Source organism: Gallaecimonas kandeliae, from assembly GCF_030450055.1.
In the GTDB taxonomy this organism is placed as follows: domain Bacteria; phylum Pseudomonadota; class Gammaproteobacteria; order Enterobacterales; family Gallaecimonadaceae; genus Gallaecimonas; species Gallaecimonas kandeliae.
Genome location: NZ_CP118480.1, coordinates 2591857 through 2607712, shown reverse-complemented (window position 1 = coordinate 2607712; position 15856 = coordinate 2591857). Strand labels below are relative to the sequence as shown.

Sequence of the window (15856 nt, the reverse complement as noted above, 5' to 3'; positions counted from 1 at the left end):
CATGCCCATGACCGACACCATAGTCCTGGTCGAAGACGACCTGGAAATTGCCGACATAGTCCTGATGTACCTGAAGGCCGCGGGCCTGCGGACGCAGCACTTTGCCGACGGCGTCGGGGTGGCCGACTGGGTGAAGGCGCACCGGCCTGCCGTGATGCTGCTGGATCTCGACCTGCCCACCAAGCAGGGGCTGGCGGTTTGTGAGGAAGTCAGGGCCTTTTCCGACATGCCGATCATCATGACCACGGCCAAGATGGAGGAGGTTGACCGGCTGGTGGGCCTGGAGATAGGGGCCGACGACTATGTCTGCAAGCCCTATTCGGTGAAGGAGTTGGTGGCCAGGGTCAAGGTGCAACTGCGCCGCCTGCAGCGCAGCCCGGCACAGGAGCCGGGGCTGAGGGTGGATGCCGACAGCCTCCAGGTGGGCTTCCAGGCCGGCAGCGCCGTGCTGACGGCCATCGAGTTCAAACTCTTCCACCTGCTTTACGCCAATCCCAGCCGTATCTATTCCCGCGGCCAGATCATGGATCTGGTCTACCAGGATTATCGTGACGTCTCTGACCGTACCGTGGACAGCCATATCCGCAACCTGCGCAAGAAGCTGTCGGCCCTGGGCCTTGGCCAGGATGTCATCCACTCCGTCTACGGCGCCGGCTACAAGTTCGAGATGAGCTGAGCCAAGGGGCGCCCCCCTTCTGCATATTCACTGCACATTTTCCTGTTCCAATCCGTCCCCAAGGCGTTTTGCCAACGGATGTGCACCGCGATGAAAGATCCCAAAGGAACACCGCTCGATTTGACGGAGCGCATTCGGCAGCGCTCAGAGGATAACGCTATCCCGTTGAGCGAAGAGGAAATAAAGGACATACAGGCGCAGTTCCTGGCCCAGGTGCTGCACCAGCTGCGCACCCCGCTGTCGGTGATCAAGCTCTACGTCGAAGCCATCCAGGACGGGATGTTCGAGGACAACAACGCCGCCTTCGCCAAGCTGGATGCGAAATTCCAAGAGTTCGAACACTTGATGGATACGCTCTTGAGCAAGGCCAAAGGGCCGAAACATTGATAGCTGCGGCGAAGACCTTTTTGTGAGACCAGGGGAGACTGCTTTTGAACCAGCCTTTGACTTCAGCAGACCTGACCATAAGCCCGGCCCTCTACCGGGAGCTTAAAGCCTGTGCCAACCGGATCCTGGTCCAGTACGGCCACAACCTCACCTTGCAGACCACGGAAGTGGTCCATGAGGCCTGCGTCAGGCTTATCGAATCGGACGGCCACTACCACAACAAGGAACACCTCTACCGCACCGCCGCCAAGGCCATGCGGCACCTGCTGATCGACCATGCCAGGGCCAAGATGGCGGACAAGCGCGGCGGCGGGGCCATCCGGACCCAATGGCTGGACGAGTTGCTGAGCGAAGCCTGCGAGAACGAGGGGCTGATCGCCGTCGACCAGTGCATAGCGCAGATGAGCTGCCTGGGTGAGCGGATGGAAGCCATAGTCGAACTCCATTACTTCGCCGGTTTTCCCCAGCAGAAGGTGGCCGACACCCTGTCCTTAAGCCTGCGCACCGTGGAGCGGGAGCTGACTTTTGCCCGCGCCTTCTTGCAAGACCGCCTGGGCCAGGGAGGCACTGCCGTTTATGCCTGATCTGGTCCGTATCAAGGCCCTGTTCGATGCCTGCCTGGACCTGGCCGCCGAAGCCAGGGCCGGCTTCCTGGCTGAGGCCGACTGCAGCGAGGATGAACGCCAAGAGGTGCTGCGCCTCCTCGAACACGCCACCGCCCAAGGCAGCCAGGCCAGCGTCGCCCAGGCGCTGATCGGCAGCCAGGTCCGCGACTGGGGGGCGCAACTAGAGCCCGGGCAGATGCTGGGCCCTTACCGCATCCTCGAAGAGATAGGCCGTGGTGGCATGGGGGTGGTCTTCCTGGCCGAAAGGGCCGACGGCCAATACCAGCAGTTGGTGGCCATCAAGCTGGCCGCCGCCTTTTCCAGCCACGATGAGGCCGGCCTCTTCGCCGCCGAGCGCCAGCTGCTGGCCAAGCTACAACACCCCCATATCGCCATGCTGCTGGACGGCGGCCTGACCGAGGACCAGCGCCCCTACCTGGTGATGGAATACGTCCAGGGGCAGAACCTGCGGGACTATTGCCAGGCAGAGGGTCTCAAGCTTGCCGATCGCCTGGAGCTCTTCTTGCGGATCTGCGACGCCGTCGGTTATGCCCACAACCGCTTGATCGTCCATTGCGATCTCAAGGCCGAGAACGTGCTGGTCAACGGTGAGGGCCTGGTCAAGCTGCTCGACTTCGGCACCAGCAAGGCCCTGGGCGCCGACAGCCGGGATCCCAAGGACCAGGGCATGACCCTGAGCTGCGCCAGCCCCGAGCAGATCCTCGGCCAGCCCGTCACCACCGCCACCGATATCTACGGCCTGGGGGCCTTGCTCTACCAGTTGCTGACCGGCCAATCCCCCCACCTCCTGGAGGGTGACAGGGCCGCGACCCTGGAGGCCATCTGCCAGCAACAACCCCTGGCGCCGAGCCAAAGGCGCAAGGGCATAGCCCGGGATCTGGACAACATCGCCCTCAAGGCCCTGGCCAAAAAGCCAGAGGACAGGTACGGCACCGTCAGTGAGCTGGCCCGGGACATCCAGCGCTTCTTGAATAACCTGCCGGTGTCGGCCAGCCGCGCCACCCCGAGCTATCGCCTCGGCAAGCTGCTCAAGCGCCATCCGCTGGTCAGTGCGCTGGCAGGGGGCCTGCTGACCAGCTTGATTGGTGGCCTGGCCATCAGCTTTCACCTTACCCACCAATTGGGACAGGAAGCCGCCACCGCCAACCAGGTCATCCAACTGCTGACGGATACCTTCGAAGAAGCCTCCCCCAAAAAAGCCCAGGGGCAGCCCATAGATATCCAGCAGTTCGTGAAGACCATGGTCAAGCAAACCACAGGCGCCCTGGAGGAAAGGCCTGAGGTGAAGATCCGGCTGCTGCAAACCCTGGTGGCCGTGACCCAATCCGTGGGCCAGGTCCAGGAGGCGGCAAAACTGCAAAAAGCCATTGTCGGTCTCAAGGATCAGCATGGCATCAGCCAGGATCTGGCCTTCGACAAGGCCAAACTCGGCAACCTCTATTTAAGTACCAACAGGGTCGAAGAAGGCAGGGCACTGCTGCAACAGGCCCATAGCGAATTGGCTGCCGGCGGTGGCAACAACACCCAGTTGGCCATGGTGAAGGCCTTCCTGAGCCGCGACGCCATCAACCAGGGCAAGCTGGACGAGGCCCTGGCATTGGTGAACCAGGCCTTGGCCCTCTACAAGCGCCTGCCCCAGAAAGATTACCTGGTGCTCAAGCAGTTGCAGCTCGATCTCGCCGCAGCCTATTACCACAAGGACAGGTTTAAAGAGGCGGCGCAGACGGCCCGCGCCCTGGTGACGGATCTGGAGGCGACCCTGGGCGCCAAGGATCCCTTCCTGGTCACCGCCTATGCGGATGCCGGTTTCTTTTCCTTCACCGAGGATCCCGGACTGGCCCTGCAGCTGGTCGAGAAAGGCTACCGTTTGGCGCTGGCTGCCTTGGAGCCCAACAACGGCGCCCGCATCACGGCCGTCACCCGCTATGCCGACGTGCTGAAAAAAAATGGCGATGTACTGGCCGCCATCGCCGTGCTTGATAAGGAACTGTCCCTCGCCCTCGACGAGGACAATGTCTCCTTGCTGTTGCGCCAGCGGGCCCCCAGCTACATGTTGCTCGGCTACTACGACAAGGCCCTGGCGGATCTGCAGCGAGCCTACGACATCAATGCCAGGAAATTTCCGCCCGAGTCGGCCAAGGTCTTCCCCCTGATCGGCATGCGCGGCATAGCGACGGCCATCCTTGGCCAGCCCGCCGCCGGCCGTGAGCTGATCGACCAGGCCATCAAAGACAACAGCATCAGCTACGGCAAAGACACCCCGGGTGTGGCCACCAGCGAGATGTACCTGGCCCATGTGGCCGTCATGCAGCAGCACTATCAAGAAGCCGAGTCCCTGCTGCAGGGGGCCGATAAGATATTCGCTACAGTGGTGCCGGCGGATGCCTTTATTTTCGGGCAAACGGCCTCGGTGTACGTGCTCCGCTATATGGCCCAGGCCAGGTGGGCCGAGGCCAGGCCCTATGCCGAAAAAAGCCTCGCCATCTTCAATAAACGCTATCCCCCCGGCACCCCCACCACGGCACAGGCGGAGTCGCGCCTGGGGGAAATACTCTGGCATCTGGGCGAACGGCAGCAAGGTGCCGAACTTATCGAGCAGAGTTTTGCCAAGGTGCGGTACCTGGGCAGTGAGTCGACCATTTTTTGCGAGCTGCAGCAGCGCAGGGAATGGCTTCAAACCGCCAGTGGAGACAGCAAGGCAGGCAGCGCGGCGGCCCCCTGAGTCGGCGCCAGACGGCGTTCCGTCGACAAGTTCTTGAAGCCACTAAAGCCGCCCACGAGGCGGCTTTTTCATGACGCCGCCCCTGCTAAAGCCCCGGCCGTATCCCCGTGGCTGTGGATGACGCAGCCCAGATCCAGGTGGTTACCCTATTTCCATCGACGTGCTGGCCAACGACAGCGACCCGGACGGCGACGCCCTGACGTTGGCCCAGGCCAGCGTCGACCAGGGCACTGTGGTGGTGACGGGCAAGAGCCTGACCTTTACCCCAGCGGCTGGCTTCACCGGCACCGCCATCATCAGCTACCTGGTGAGCGACGGCCTGGGCGGCACCGCCCAGGGCCAGGCAAGGGTCCAGGTGCTGGCGGCCCCCGAGGAGCACAAATCCAAGGGCGGTTCACTGCAGCTCTGGTCAGTGCTGCTGCTGGGCCTGGCGGGCCTGTTCAGGCGCCGGCTTCGCTGAGGCAACCCCCATTGAAGAAAAGAGCGGCTTTGGTCGCTCTTTTTTATCCATGGCTTAAGCCGTGGCGGTTTTGGCGCCGGGATCCGTAATAGTTTCTGTCGGCCCGCCTTGCCGGGCTTGTATGGATAGACCTTGCAGTGGAGGCGCGCTGTGCCTTGTAGTTTTATCACCGGCTTGGGGGCCGGTTTAGGGAAGGCCTGGCATGGGCTTCTGGCCCTTGACGGCGGGCAAGCTGTGCCAGCGAGCCCCCAGCTTGAAGGGGGCTCGCTGAGCCTCTGGTTCCTGGTGCTGCTGTGCCTGGCATTGCTGCTGAGGGAGCACCGCCGGGACGCCAGGGTCCTGGCCCTGGCGGCGCTGCTGCCGGCCTCCCTGGCGCTGCTGGCGGCCGTGGTTGCCAGTACCGCCTAGGCAGCCGTTTCATGTTTGGCCTTTGGCCAACAAAAAAGCCGCCCAAGAGGGCGGCTTTTTCATGGTGCCAGCTTAGATCTTGCTGGGGTAGATGGGCTGGATGTCCACCGGCACGTCGCTGATGCGCTTGTTGACGGCGCGCACGCCGTCGTCGATATGGGCGTACATGTCCAGGAAAGCCTTGGCTTCCTTGTAGTTGCCGTCACCCTGGACCACCACTACGTCGTGGACCAGGCTGGTGATGGCCTGCTCCAATTTCACGAAATCGATGCGGTAGAGGCCGCTCGGCTCGCGCTTGAGGGCGCCGTGGTCGACGAAGTAGCTGTACTGGTAGGCGGCGCCTATGCCGTGGGCCTCATGGACGCCGAAGCGCATGGAGCGGAACAGGCCGGCGGCGTAGGTGGCCAGCAGGTTGTTCTTCTCCGCCATGGGCAGCTCGCCCTTCTTCATCAGGAAGAGGATGTTGTAGGCGCCCATGACGTCGGCCTTGCCTTCCTCGATGCCCGAATAAAGCTCCTGGAGCTGGGCGGAGACGGTGGTGGGCTTGCCGTCGACGACGATGCTGCCGGGGCCCAGGCTGTGGGACATCTCGTGGAAGAGGGTCTCGAAGCCGAAGTACTTCTGGTCCATGAGCTTGGCCTGCTCGGGCACCAGGATCTGGGCGGCCATGGGTTTGAGGATACGCTCGAACTTGGCGCCCATGACGTTGTTGAGCAGCACCTTCTTGGCGCCCTTGGCCTCGCGGACCCGCTCGTCGTTGGGCAGGTTGAAGGCGATGGTCTGCACGCCCGGGACGTTGTCACCGCCGCCCTGGATCTGGTCGGCCACGGCGATGGGGGAGGCGAAGCCGCGCTTGAAGTTCTTGTAATGCTCCGGCACCGGCAGGTTGGCTTCCATGTCGCGCAGGTACTTCTTGAAGCGGTCAAGCTTGGCGGAGGCCTTGGGATCCTTGATGGTGACGAAGGCCTCGAAGGCGGTCTTGTAGCCGAAGAGGCCGTCGGTGTAGGTCTCGTAGGGGCCTATGGCCACCTCGATGGGGGTGTCCTTGAGGTCCATCCAGGCTATTTCGGACTGGAAGTAGTCGTCGGTGCGGAAGGCCTTGGCGCGCAGGCTCAGGAAGCGCTTGAGGCTGGGGTTGGAGGTGATGGCGGCCGCTTCGTCCAGCAGCTTGGCGGCGGGCTCCAGCCACTCTTTGTAGTACTGGGAATAGGGGATGGCCACCAGCTTGTCGCCGTCACGGCGGATGACGGTGTAGAGGCTGGTGAAGGCGGCCTTGTCTTCGGGGTGCTTGGCAATCCAGGCGTTGAATTCTTCCTTGGTCATGTCTTCGGGGTAGAAGCCGGAGCCGGGGGCGTTGGCCTTGGTACCGAAGAAGGGATGGCCGGCGGCCAGGCTGTCCCAGGGGCCGAAGTGCTCGTCGAACATGTTCAGCAGCAGCGTTTTGTCGGCGCTCTTGGAGTCGGCGATCTGCTGGCGGATCTGGGGGTTGTGCTCGTTGACCTGGCGCAGGTAGATGTCGCTCATCAGGCGGGCGGCCTGGATCAGCTTGTTGACCACGGCCTTCTGTTCGGCGTTGAGGAAGCTGGTGTCGGCCTTCATCTGCACCGGCACTATCTTGTCGCGCTGGGCCTGGAGGTTGTAACTGCTGTTGTCCTGGGCGCTGGCGGAAAAGGCCGGGGCGGCCATAAGGCTGGCCAGGGCCAGGGCGAGGGCGGTTCTTTTCATGAGGTCTTTCCCCTTCTTTTGGTAAACCCGCAGGGTTGTGGCGGCTGACAACATGGCTGAGATAGGCCGCCACTGCAAGGAAAAGGGGCCGAACTGCGGCAATGGTCCTGCCAGTTGTCGTAAAAAAAGCCGCCCGAAGGCGGCTCTTGCTTAAGCGCTGCTCAGCGCTGCTCGCCCCGCAGCTGCTTTACCTCGGCTTCCAGGGCGGCGGCACTGGCGGTCGCGCCGTCCAGGGGCTCGCCCGCCACCAGGGCTATTTTGGACCAGAAGCGACCCTTGCCGGGCTTGAAGGCGCCCTTGCCCTGGTGGCTGAAGAAACTGCCCCAGAGGCCCTTGAGCGCCATGGGCACCACGGGCACCGGGCGCTTTTTCAGGATCCGCTCGACGCCGGGGCGGAAGGGCCCCATGTCGCCGTCCTTGGTCAGCCGGCCCTCGGGGAAGATGCAGACCACCTCGCCGTCCGCCAGCTCGGCGTCGATGCGCTCGAAGGCCCGCTCGAAGGTCGCGGCGTCGTCCTTCTGGGAGCAGATGGGGATGGTCTTGGCGGTGCGGAACAGCCAGTTCAGGCCCGGCATCTCGAAGATGCCCTTTTCCATCACGAAGCGCACCGGCCGGCGGCAGGCGCCGGCGATGAGCAGGGCATCGACGAAGCTGACGTGGTTGCAGACCAGCAGCGCCGGGCCTTCCCGCGGTATGGCCTTGAGGTTGCTGCTGGTGACCCGGTAGAAGCTGTGGCTGAGCAGCCAGATGCAAAGGCGCAGCACGAATTCCGGCAGCTGGCCGTAGACATAGAAGGCCACCACCAGGTTCATCACCGCCAGCACCGCGAAGTACTGGGGGATGCTGAGCTGCATCACCGATAAAAAGAGGATGCCGAACAGGGCGCTGGCCACCATGAAGAGGGCGTTGAAGACGTTGTTGGCGGCGATGACGCGGGCCCGCTCGCTCTCCTCGGCACGGGCTTGCAGGAGGGCGTAGAGGGGCACTATGAAGAGGCCGCCGAAGACGCCGATGAGGGTGAGATCTACCAGCACCCGCCAGCCGAAGGGCTGGGCCAGGTAGCTGCCGATCCCCATCAGGCTGGCGCCGACCTGGTCGGGGGCGGCGAAGGCCAAATCCAGGCCGAACACCGTCAGGCCCAGGGAGCCGATGGGCACCAGCCCCAGCTCGACGTGGTCGCCGGAGAGCCTCTCGCAGAGCAAGGAGCCTGCCGCCACCCCCACCGAGAAGGCCACCAGCAGCGCCGTCACCACGGTGTTGTCGCCCCCCAGCACCTGCTTGGCGAAGGTGGGGAACTGGGTCAGGTAGCCGGCGCCCAGGAACCAGAACCAGCTGATGGCCATCAGGGACAGGAAGAGGGTGCGGTTCTTGCGGCCTATGTGCAGCATGGCCTTGGTCTGCTGCCAGGGCTTGAAGCTGAAACTGGGCGCCTTGGCACCGGCGGGGGCGGCGGGGATAAAGGTTGCGGCCAGGTAGCCGACCACGGCCAGGGCCAGCAGCCCCACTGACAGCCACAGCAGCACCTGCTCGAAGCCCACCACCAGGCCGCCGGCGATGGTGCCCAGCAATATGGCCACGAAGGTGCCCATCTCCACCCAGGCGTTGCCGGCCACCAGCTCTTCGGGTTTGAGCAGCTGCGGCAATATGGCGTACTTGACCGGGCCGAAGAAGGCGGACTGGGCCCCCATCAGGAAGAGGACCCCCAGCAGCCAGAGGTACTGCTGCTGCCAGAGGGCCAGTACCGCCAGGGCCATGATGGCTATCTCGGCCAGCTTTATCTTGCGGATAAGCCAGGCCTTGTCGACGGCGTCCGCCAACTGGCCGGCCGGGGCCGACAGCAGCAGGAAGGGCAGTATGAAAAGGCCGGCGGCGATGTTGACCGTCAGGGAGTTGTCCTGCCAGGGCAGCAGGCCAGTGCTGAAGGTCAGCAGCAGCATCAAGGCGTTCTTGAAGAGGTTGTCGTTGGCGGCCCCGAAGGCCTGGGTGAAGAAGAGGGGGCCGAAACGGCGGCTCCTGATGAGGGCGGTCATGGCTGCTCCTTGTCCAGAAAGTGGCCCAGCAGGGTGGCGATCATGGCCTGGCCGTCGGCGCCGGCCAGGAAAAGTTTGTCGTCGATGTCCAGCAGGCAGATGCCGTGGACGCTGGCCCAGAGGGTGCGGGCCTCCAGGCGCAGGGCGTTTGCCGGCAGAGCGGGGTTGAGCCTGGCCAGGGGCGCCTCCACGGCATGGAAAAGGCCGTCCAGCCGCTGCTGGTAGTCCGCCGGCATGGGCTCGCCTGGGGGCAGCTTGTGCTCGAACAGCAGCCGAAAGGCGTGGGGCCTCTCCCGGGCGAAATCCAGGTAGCCAAGGGCTGTGGCCAGCAGCTGCTGGCGGGGGTCTTTTGTACTTGGGTTGGTGTCGTCCTGCTGGGCCAGGGCGCTTGCCAGGTCGTCCAGGGTCTGGCGGTTGACCCGCAGCAGCAGCAGGGCGTAGCTGCCGTAGTGGCTGACCAGGGTGCTGGGGGCATAACCGATAAGGCCGGCCAGGCGGCGCAGGCTCAGGCCTTCGATGCCCTGGCCCTGCAGCTCTGCCTGCACCGTCTCCAGCACCCTTTGGTCCAACTGGGCCGGGTCGTGGTCCTTGCGTCTACCCATGGTTACATGTCGTAAATGAACAGTGTTTTTTAACCTAAGGCAAAGGCCAGGCCAGGGCAAGCCCCGGCGGCGACTTTTTTGTAGAAGGCGAGGGCTCAGTCCTGGGCCAGTTGCTGCCAGGCCTCCAGGCCGCCGGCCAGGGCCTGGCTTTCGATGCCGTGGGCCTGGAGCTTCTCGGCCAGCAGCGCCGCCGACAGTTCGTGGGGGCAGGCGCAGTAGACAACCACGGGGCGGCCCTTGGCCTGGTCCAGAACCTGGTCCAAGGGGGCTTCCAGGGAGACGGGCAGGGCGCCGGGAATGCCGTCCGGCTGGTCTGGGCTGGGGCCGCGCACGTCCAGCACCAGCGGGGCCTGGCCGGCCAGGTGCAGCTCCTGCAGGGCCTCGGCGCTGATGCGGGGCACCTTGGCGGTGCGGCGCAGCAAGGCGCGCCTCTTGGTGTATTTCCAGGCCAGGAACAGGGCCAGGGCCCCCAGCACCGCCAGCAGCCCCAGGGGGCCGTAGTGGCTGAGCCAGTCCAGCAACCTGTCCACGGCGCTGCTGAAGGCCAGGCCCAGGCCGATGCCGGTGCCGGCCCAGAGCAGGGCGCCGCTGAAGGAGAACAGCCAGAAGCGCGGCCAGGGAGTGCGGTGCAGACCGGCCATGGTGGTGAACAAGGCGCCGGCACCGGGCAGGAAGCGGGACACCAGCAGCGCCTTGGGGCCCACCCTGGCGTAGAGGTTTAGGCCGGTGCGGATGCAGGAGTCCTGGGACAAGGAGAGGCGGCAGATGGTCTTGAGCAGGCCGCCGCCGAAGCGGCGCCCGGCCAGGTTCCAGCTGCTGTCGGCCAGCATACAGGCCAGCATGGCCAGGGCCAGACATTGGCCGGCGTCGATATGGCCCTGGGCGGCCAGGGCCCCCACCAGGATCAGGGAAGGGAAGGACGGCAGCGGCAGCCCCAACTGTTCGGCCAGGACATTGAGGAAGACCAGCAGCGGGCCTTGTTGTACCAGCAGGTGCTCCAGATCGCGCATGGTGGGCCAGTAAAGGGGAGGGAACTGCCAGTCTAGGAGCAGGCCCTTGGCCCGGACAAGGGGCATTTTGCGAACGCTTTTATCGATAAGCTGGTTTAGTCCGCCAGGAGCCCCTTGAGGTAGTCCACCGGATCCTTGCCACAAGGAGGCGCAGTGGCGCCGATCCCGGCTTCGCAACGACTGTAAAGTTGTTAAAAGGATAGGGAGATCAGGGCCTTTGCCGTGCTTTACTGGGGCAAAGGTTGAGGTTGGAACCAAGATGAAAAAGACCGCTTTACGTAAATGGCTGCTGATGGGTGCCGGCGGCCTCGTCATACTGGCTCTCGGCGCCTGGTGGCTGGCCCCGGCCAAGCCCAAGATGGATTTCCTCACCGTCGCCCCCAAGCGGGCCGACATCGAGAGTGCCGTGCTGGCCACAGGTGCCCTGGAGGCCTACCAGCAGGTCAACGTCGGTGCCCAGGTCTCGGGCCAGCTGCGATCCCTCAAGGTCGAGCTGGGGCAGAGCGTCAAGAAGGGCCAACTGCTGGCCGAGATTGACCCCGTGCTGCAGCAGAACGATCTCAAGAAGGCCCAGGCGTCCCTCAACAGCGCCCAGGCCCAGAAGAGGGCCAAGCAGGCCTTGCTGGAGCAATACCGCCTCGCCTTTGAGCGCCAAAAATCCCTGAACCAGGCCGACGCCGGCGCCAGGGCCGATCTGGAGCAAGCCCGCGCCCAGCTGGTCAGCACCCAGGCCGAGCTGTCCTCCCTCGACGCCCAGATAGCCCAGGCCGAGATAGCGGTGGACACCGCCAAGGCCAACCTCGGCTACACCCGGATCACGGCCCCCATGGACGGCGTGGTGATCGCCATAGTCACCAAGGAAGGCCAGACGGTGGTCTCCAACCAGAGCGCCCCCACCATACTGATCCTGGCCAACCTTGACACTATGACCGTCAAGGCCGAGATCTCGGAAGCGGACGTCACCAAGGTCAAGGCCGGCATGCCGGTTTACTTCACCACCCTGGGCGACCCTGACCACCGCTACCAGGCGAAGCTCCGCAGCGTCGAACCGGCCCCCACGACTGTGTCCGATTCCTCCAGCAGCAACAGCAGCTCCTCCAGCTCATCGAGCAGCACCGCCATCTACTACTACGGCCGTTTCGACGTGCCGAACCCCGACCACCAGCTGCGGCTGTCGATGACGGCCCAGGTGCACATAGTGCTGGCCGAGGCCAAGGGCGCCCTATGCATCCCCGTCTCGCAGCTTGGCAAGCAGCTGGGGCCGGACAGCTACCAGGTGCTGGTGATGGGCAAGGACCACCCCATGCCCCGCCAGATAAAGACAGGGGTGCGGGACAACGTCAATGTCCAGGTGCTCGAAGGCCTCACCGAGCAGGACCGCCTGGTGGTGGGCGACAACGCCCTCAAGTACAGCGGTGAGGAACGCCGCCGCCACGGCCCCTTCGGGTTCTGATCATGGCGCTCATCGAACTGCGCGGCATAGGCCGCAGCTTCCCCTCCGGCGACCAGCAGGTGGCGGTGCTCAAGGACGTGAACCTGGACATAGAGGCCGGTGAGATGGTGGCCATCGTCGGCCAGTCCGGCTCCGGCAAGTCCACCCTGATGAACATCCTCGGCTGCCTGGACAAGCCCAGCCAAGGGGCCTACCAGGTGGCCGGCCAGGACGTGGCCGCCATGGACGACGACGCCCTGGCCACCCTGCGCCGGGAATACTTCGGCTTCATCTTCCAACGCTACCACCTGCTGGAACACCTGGACGCCACCGGCAACGTCGAGATGCCGGCCATCTACGCCGGCAGCCCCAAGGCCGAGCGCCGCGCCCGCGCCGAGGGCCTGCTGGGCCGCCTTGGCCTGGGTGAGCGCAGCCACCACAGGCCGGGGCAGCTCTCCGGCGGCCAGCAGCAGCGGGTCAGTATCGCCCGGGCCCTGATGAACGGCGGCGAGGTGCTGCTGGCGGACGAGCCCACCGGCGCCCTGGACAGCCAGAGCAGTGCCGAGGTGCTGGCCATCCTCAAGGAGCTGCACCAGCAGGGCCAGACCATCATCATCGTCACCCACGACATGGAGGTGGCGGCCATCGCCGGGCGCATCATCGAGATAAAAGACGGCGAGATAGTGGCCGACCGCCGCAACGACAGTGCCTTCGAGGCCGTTAGTCAGGCCGGCCACCAGGAACACAAGGAGCCGCGCTGGGTGGGGCTCTGGGGCCGCTTCAGCGAGGCCTTCAAGATGGCGGGCCTGGCCATGGCCAGCCACCGCATGCGTACATTGCTGACCATGCTCGGCATCATCATCGGCATCACCGCCGTGGTGAGCGTGGTGGCCGTGGGCCAGGGCGCCCGCCAGAAGGTGATCGCCGACATCAACGCCATCGGCACCAACACCATCGACATCTACCCCGGCGCCAATTGGGGGGACCGCTTTGCCAACAGCATCCAGACCCTGGTGCCCTCCGATCTCGAGGCCTTGCAGGGCCAGGTGTTCGTCGACAGCGCCACCCCCAATGTCCAGGCCAACGCCAAGGCCCGTTTCGGCAACGTCGACTCCACCGCTACGGTGCGCGGCGTTTCCGAGCAGTACTTCCAGGTGGAAGGCATGACCATGGCCGAGGGCCAGGCCCTGAACCGTGACGACATCCGTCACCTGGCTCAGGTGGCGGTCATCGACAAGAACACCAAGAAGACCCTCTTTACAGACGGCAGCGACCCCATAGGCCAGGTGATCATCCTCGGCAAGGTGCCCTTCAAGGTGATAGGGGTGGCCGAGGACAAGGACAGCAATTTCCGCTTCGACCAGAACCTGCAGATCTACGTGCCCTACACGGCGGTGATGAGCCGCATGCTCAGCCAGCACTATTTCAGCTCCCTGACGGTGCGGGTGGCGGACGGGGTCTCCAGCAAGCTGGCGGAAGAGGGCATCACCCGCCTGCTGACCCAGCGCCACGGCCTCAAGGACTTCTTCACCCGCAGCTCCGACAGCATCTTGACGGCGGTGCAGAAAACCACCTCCACCATGACCTTGCTGATCTCCTCCATCGCCGTCATCTCCCTGGTGGTGGGGGGCATAGGGGTGATGAACATCATGCTGGTGTCGGTCACCGAAAGGACCAGGGAGATCGGCATCCGCATGGCCGTCGGCGCCCGCCAGGCCGACATACTCCAGCAGTTCCTCATCGAGGCGGTGCTGGTGTGCCTGGCCGGCGGCGCCATAGGCGTGCTGCTGTCCCTCGGCCTGGGGCTGGTGGCGAGCCTGGCCGGTAGCGCCCTGCCCATGACCTTCTCGGTGGCGTCCATCGTCGGCGCCTTTGTCTGCTCGACCCTTATCGGGGTGGCCTTCGGCTTCCTGCCTGCCCGCAGCGCCGCCCGCCTCGATCCCATTGAGGCCCTGGCCCGTGAATAAGACCTTTTTCACCCCCGCACTGCTGCTGACCCTGGCCCTGGCCGGCTGCGCCCGCAGCGACTACCAGAGGCCCGAACTGGCCTTGCCGGCCAACTGGGCGACGCCCTTGACCGGCACCACCCTTGCCCAAGGGGCGCGTTGGTGGGACAGCTTCAATGACCCGCAGCTCAGCGCCCTCATCGATAAGGTGCTGAAGAAAAACAACGACCTGGCCGTGGCCGCCCTCAAGGTCCGTGCCGCCTTGGCGCAATCGGGCCTGGCCGATCGCAACCTCTTCCCTGACCTCAGCGCCGGGGTCGACGCCAGCCGCCAGAAGTCCCTGGACGGTGGCAAGGCCAAGAGCAGCTACTCGGCGAGCCTGGGGCTGTCCTACGAGGTGGATCTCTGGGGCCGGCTCTCGGCGGTGCGCGACAGCGCCGCCTGGCAGGCCCAGGCCAGCGAGTACGACCGCCAGGCCGCGGCCCTGGCCCTGGTGGCCAGCACCGCCCAGCTCTACTGGCACCTGGGCTACCTGAACCAGGCCATCAGCGACGGCAAGGCCTCCATCGCCTATGCCCAGCAGAGCCTGGATCTGGTGGAGGTGCGTTACAAGGCGGGGGCCGTCTCGGCCCTGGAGCGCTACCAGGCCCGCCAGGCCCTGGCCAGCCAGCAGGCGGCCCTGGCCGATTTAGAGCGGCAGCGGGCTCAGGACGGCACGGCCCTGGCCATCCTCTTCGACCAGGGGCCGGAGGTCGGCCAGGCCGAGCCCCAGCACCTGCCGGAGATGGCCCTGCCGGCCGTGCCGGCCGGCCTGCCGGCAGACTTGCTGGCCCGGCGCCCGGATCTGATGGCCGCCGAGGCCCGCCTCAAGGCGAGCCTGGCCGATGTGGATCAGGTGACCGACAGCTTCTACCCCAAACTCAGCCTCACCGGCAGCCTGGGCTCCGGCTCCACCGCCTTGAGCGAGCTGCTGCAAAACCCGGTGGCGACCCTGGGAGCCGGGCTGGCGCTGCCTTTCATCCAGTGGAAGACCCGGGATCTCAATATCCAGGTCGCCCAGAACCAGTACCAGCAGGCGGTGCTGGGCTTTCGCCAGCGCCTCTTTGGGGCCTTGAAGGAAGTGGAGGACAGCCTCAGTGCCCGTGACAGCCTGAAGCGCCAGGGCGAGGCCCTGGCGACCTCACTGGCGGCGGCCAAGGAGGCCGAGCGTATCGCCGAAGTGCGCTACCGCAGCGGCGCCACAGACGTGCAGCTCTTTCTGGACCAGCAGGAGAAGCGGCGCAGCGCCCAGTTGGCCTTGGCCCAGAACCATTACCAGCAGCTGGCCAATCTGATGGGCCTCTACCAGGCCCTGGGGGGCGGCGCCGAGAAGGCGCCTGCGGCTTAGGAGACGGAGCGCGCCAGGCGCTGCTGGCGGGCCCGGTAGCGCTGCCAGGCCAGGCGGCTGGCGTGGATGGGGAAGAGGGCGACCAGCCCCAGCCCCAGGTACCAGTGCAGGGCGGAAAGGGGCACCAGGCCTTCCAGGCAGGCCGGCGGGTAGTAGAGCAGGTAGCCGCTCAGCACCAGCGCCAGCCAGAGCCCCAGGTGGATAAGGCCGTCCGGGTGGCGGCGCCAATGGCGCAGCTTCTTGCCGATATGGTCGCTCCACAGGTAGCCCAGCAGCCCCAGGCCCAGCATGGCGAAGGCGCCATGGAGCTGGCGGAAGCTGCCGGCCAGGGGATGGGGGAACTCGTCGAGGCTTTTCGGCAGGCAGAGATAGAGGCCTATGCCGCTGGCCACCAGGCCCAGGAAGCCGAGCCACAGCAGGGCCCGGGACGGATTGACTTTCATCG

General features: G+C 65.1%; 14 protein-coding genes. 9 read left to right on the top strand and 5 right to left on the bottom strand.

What is annotated here, in order from left to right; all coding sequences use genetic code 11:
* Positions 1-7 precede the first annotated feature (7 nt).
* The 6 genes from PVT67_RS12925 to PVT67_RS12900 all read left to right on the top strand — a co-directional run bounded on the left by PVT67_RS12925 (position 8) and on the right by PVT67_RS12900 (position 5279).
* Complete coding sequence (locus PVT67_RS12925) at positions 8-676, top strand: response regulator (RefSeq protein WP_301494105.1); 669 nt, start codon at positions 8-10, stop codon at positions 674-676.
* A 90-nt stretch (positions 677-766) separates the two neighbouring features.
* A complete protein-coding gene (locus tag PVT67_RS12920; RefSeq protein WP_301494103.1) occupies positions 767-1063 on the top strand; it encodes a histidine kinase dimerization/phospho-acceptor domain-containing protein in 297 nt (98 codons plus the stop codon).
* A gap of 44 nt (positions 1064-1107) precedes the next feature.
* The gene (locus PVT67_RS12915; RefSeq protein WP_301494101.1) at positions 1108-1647 is read left to right on the top strand and encodes an ECF-type sigma factor; all 540 of its coding nucleotides are present in this window, start codon (positions 1108-1110) and stop codon (positions 1645-1647) included.
* Entirely contained in the window at positions 1640-4411 is a 2772-nt protein-coding gene (locus PVT67_RS12910) for a serine/threonine-protein kinase (protein WP_301494099.1), read from the top strand. Before PVT67_RS12915 ends, PVT67_RS12910 begins: the two co-directional genes overlap by 8 nt.
* A gap of 160 nt (positions 4412-4571) precedes the next feature.
* Positions 4572-4871, top strand: a complete 300-nt coding sequence (locus tag PVT67_RS12905) for a cadherin-like domain-containing protein (RefSeq protein WP_301494097.1) — start codon at positions 4572-4574, stop codon at positions 4869-4871.
* Positions 4872-5105: 234 nt separating this feature from the next.
* Positions 5106-5279 carry a GlyGly-CTERM sorting domain-containing protein gene (locus PVT67_RS12900; RefSeq protein WP_301494095.1) on the top strand — a complete coding sequence of 58 codons (174 nt, stop codon included), beginning with the start codon at positions 5106-5108 and terminating at the stop codon, positions 5277-5279.
* Positions 5280-5351: 72 nt separating this feature from the next.
* Here PVT67_RS12900 and PVT67_RS12895 read toward each other — a convergent pair whose 3' ends face one another.
* The 4 genes from PVT67_RS12895 to PVT67_RS12880 all read right to left on the bottom strand — a co-directional run bounded on the left by PVT67_RS12895 (position 5352) and on the right by PVT67_RS12880 (position 10646).
* The gene (locus tag PVT67_RS12895; RefSeq protein ID WP_301494093.1) at positions 5352-7004 is read right to left on the bottom strand and encodes a dipeptidyl-peptidase 3 family protein; all 1653 of its coding nucleotides are present in this window, start codon (positions 7002-7004) and stop codon (positions 5352-5354) included.
* 161 nt (positions 7005-7165) lie between these two features.
* Positions 7166-9034, bottom strand: a complete 1869-nt coding sequence (locus tag PVT67_RS12890) for an MFS transporter (protein WP_301494090.1) — start codon at positions 9032-9034, stop codon at positions 7166-7168.
* Entirely contained in the window at positions 9031-9636 is a 606-nt protein-coding gene (locus PVT67_RS12885; protein WP_301494088.1) for a TetR/AcrR family transcriptional regulator, read from the bottom strand. Before PVT67_RS12885 ends, PVT67_RS12890 begins: the two co-directional genes overlap by 4 nt.
* Before the next feature lie 95 nt (positions 9637-9731).
* Positions 9732-10646 (bottom strand): rhodanese-like domain-containing protein, encoded by a 915-nt coding sequence (locus tag PVT67_RS12880; RefSeq protein ID WP_301494086.1) that lies wholly within the window; start codon positions 10644-10646, stop codon positions 9732-9734.
* A gap of 259 nt (positions 10647-10905) precedes the next feature.
* Here PVT67_RS12880 and macA point away from each other — a divergent pair, with 259 nt between their 5' ends.
* The 3 genes from macA to PVT67_RS12865 are packed head-to-tail and all read left to right on the top strand — an operon-like array spanning position 10906 to position 15411.
* Positions 10906-12099 (top strand): macrolide transporter subunit MacA, encoded by a 1194-nt coding sequence (macA, locus tag PVT67_RS12875; protein WP_301494084.1) that lies wholly within the window; start codon positions 10906-10908, stop codon positions 12097-12099.
* Positions 12099-14045 carry a MacB family efflux pump subunit gene (locus PVT67_RS12870; RefSeq protein ID WP_336407850.1) on the top strand — a complete coding sequence of 649 codons (1947 nt, stop codon included), beginning with the start codon at positions 12099-12101 and terminating at the stop codon, positions 14043-14045. The genes macA and PVT67_RS12870 overlap by 1 nt, the downstream gene beginning before the upstream one ends.
* Entirely contained in the window at positions 14038-15411 is a 1374-nt protein-coding gene (locus PVT67_RS12865; protein ID WP_301494082.1) for an efflux transporter outer membrane subunit, read from the top strand. The genes PVT67_RS12870 and PVT67_RS12865 overlap by 8 nt, the downstream gene beginning before the upstream one ends.
* On the opposite strand, the gene PVT67_RS12860 is transcribed toward PVT67_RS12865, so the two are convergent.
* Positions 15408-15854 carry a hypothetical protein gene (locus PVT67_RS12860; protein WP_301494079.1) on the bottom strand — a complete coding sequence of 149 codons (447 nt, stop codon included), beginning with the start codon at positions 15852-15854 and terminating at the stop codon, positions 15408-15410. The two genes, PVT67_RS12865 and PVT67_RS12860, sit on opposite strands and share 4 nt — an antisense overlap.
* Between the last annotated feature and the right edge of the window lie 2 nt (positions 15855-15856).

Excerpts from the sequence above, each read along its gene's own strand:
- PVT67_RS12890 (WP_301494090.1), bottom strand. The coding sequence starts at position 9,034 with ATGACCGCCCTCATCAGGAGCCGCCGTTTCGGCCCCCTCTTCTTCACC.
- PVT67_RS12880 (WP_301494086.1), bottom strand. The coding sequence starts at position 10,646 with ATGCGCGATCTGGAGCACCTGCTGGTACAACAAGGCCCGCTGCTGGTC.
- PVT67_RS12925 (WP_301494105.1), top strand. The coding sequence starts at position 8 with ATGACCGACACCATAGTCCTGGTCGAAGACGACCTGGAAATTGCCGAC.
- PVT67_RS12920 (WP_301494103.1), top strand. The coding sequence starts at position 767 with ATGAAAGATCCCAAAGGAACACCGCTCGATTTGACGGAGCGCATTCGG.
- macA (WP_301494084.1), top strand. The coding sequence starts at position 10,906 with ATGAAAAAGACCGCTTTACGTAAATGGCTGCTGATGGGTGCCGGCGGC.
- PVT67_RS12885 (WP_301494088.1), bottom strand. The coding sequence starts at position 9,636 with ATGGGTAGACGCAAGGACCACGACCCGGCCCAGTTGGACCAAAGGGTG.
- PVT67_RS12895 (WP_301494093.1), bottom strand. The coding sequence starts at position 7,004 with ATGAAAAGAACCGCCCTCGCCCTGGCCCTGGCCAGCCTTATGGCCGCC.
- PVT67_RS12860 (WP_301494079.1), bottom strand. The coding sequence starts at position 15,854 with ATGAAAGTCAATCCGTCCCGGGCCCTGCTGTGGCTCGGCTTCCTGGGC.
- PVT67_RS12910 (WP_301494099.1), top strand. The coding sequence starts at position 1,640 with ATGCCTGATCTGGTCCGTATCAAGGCCCTGTTCGATGCCTGCCTGGAC.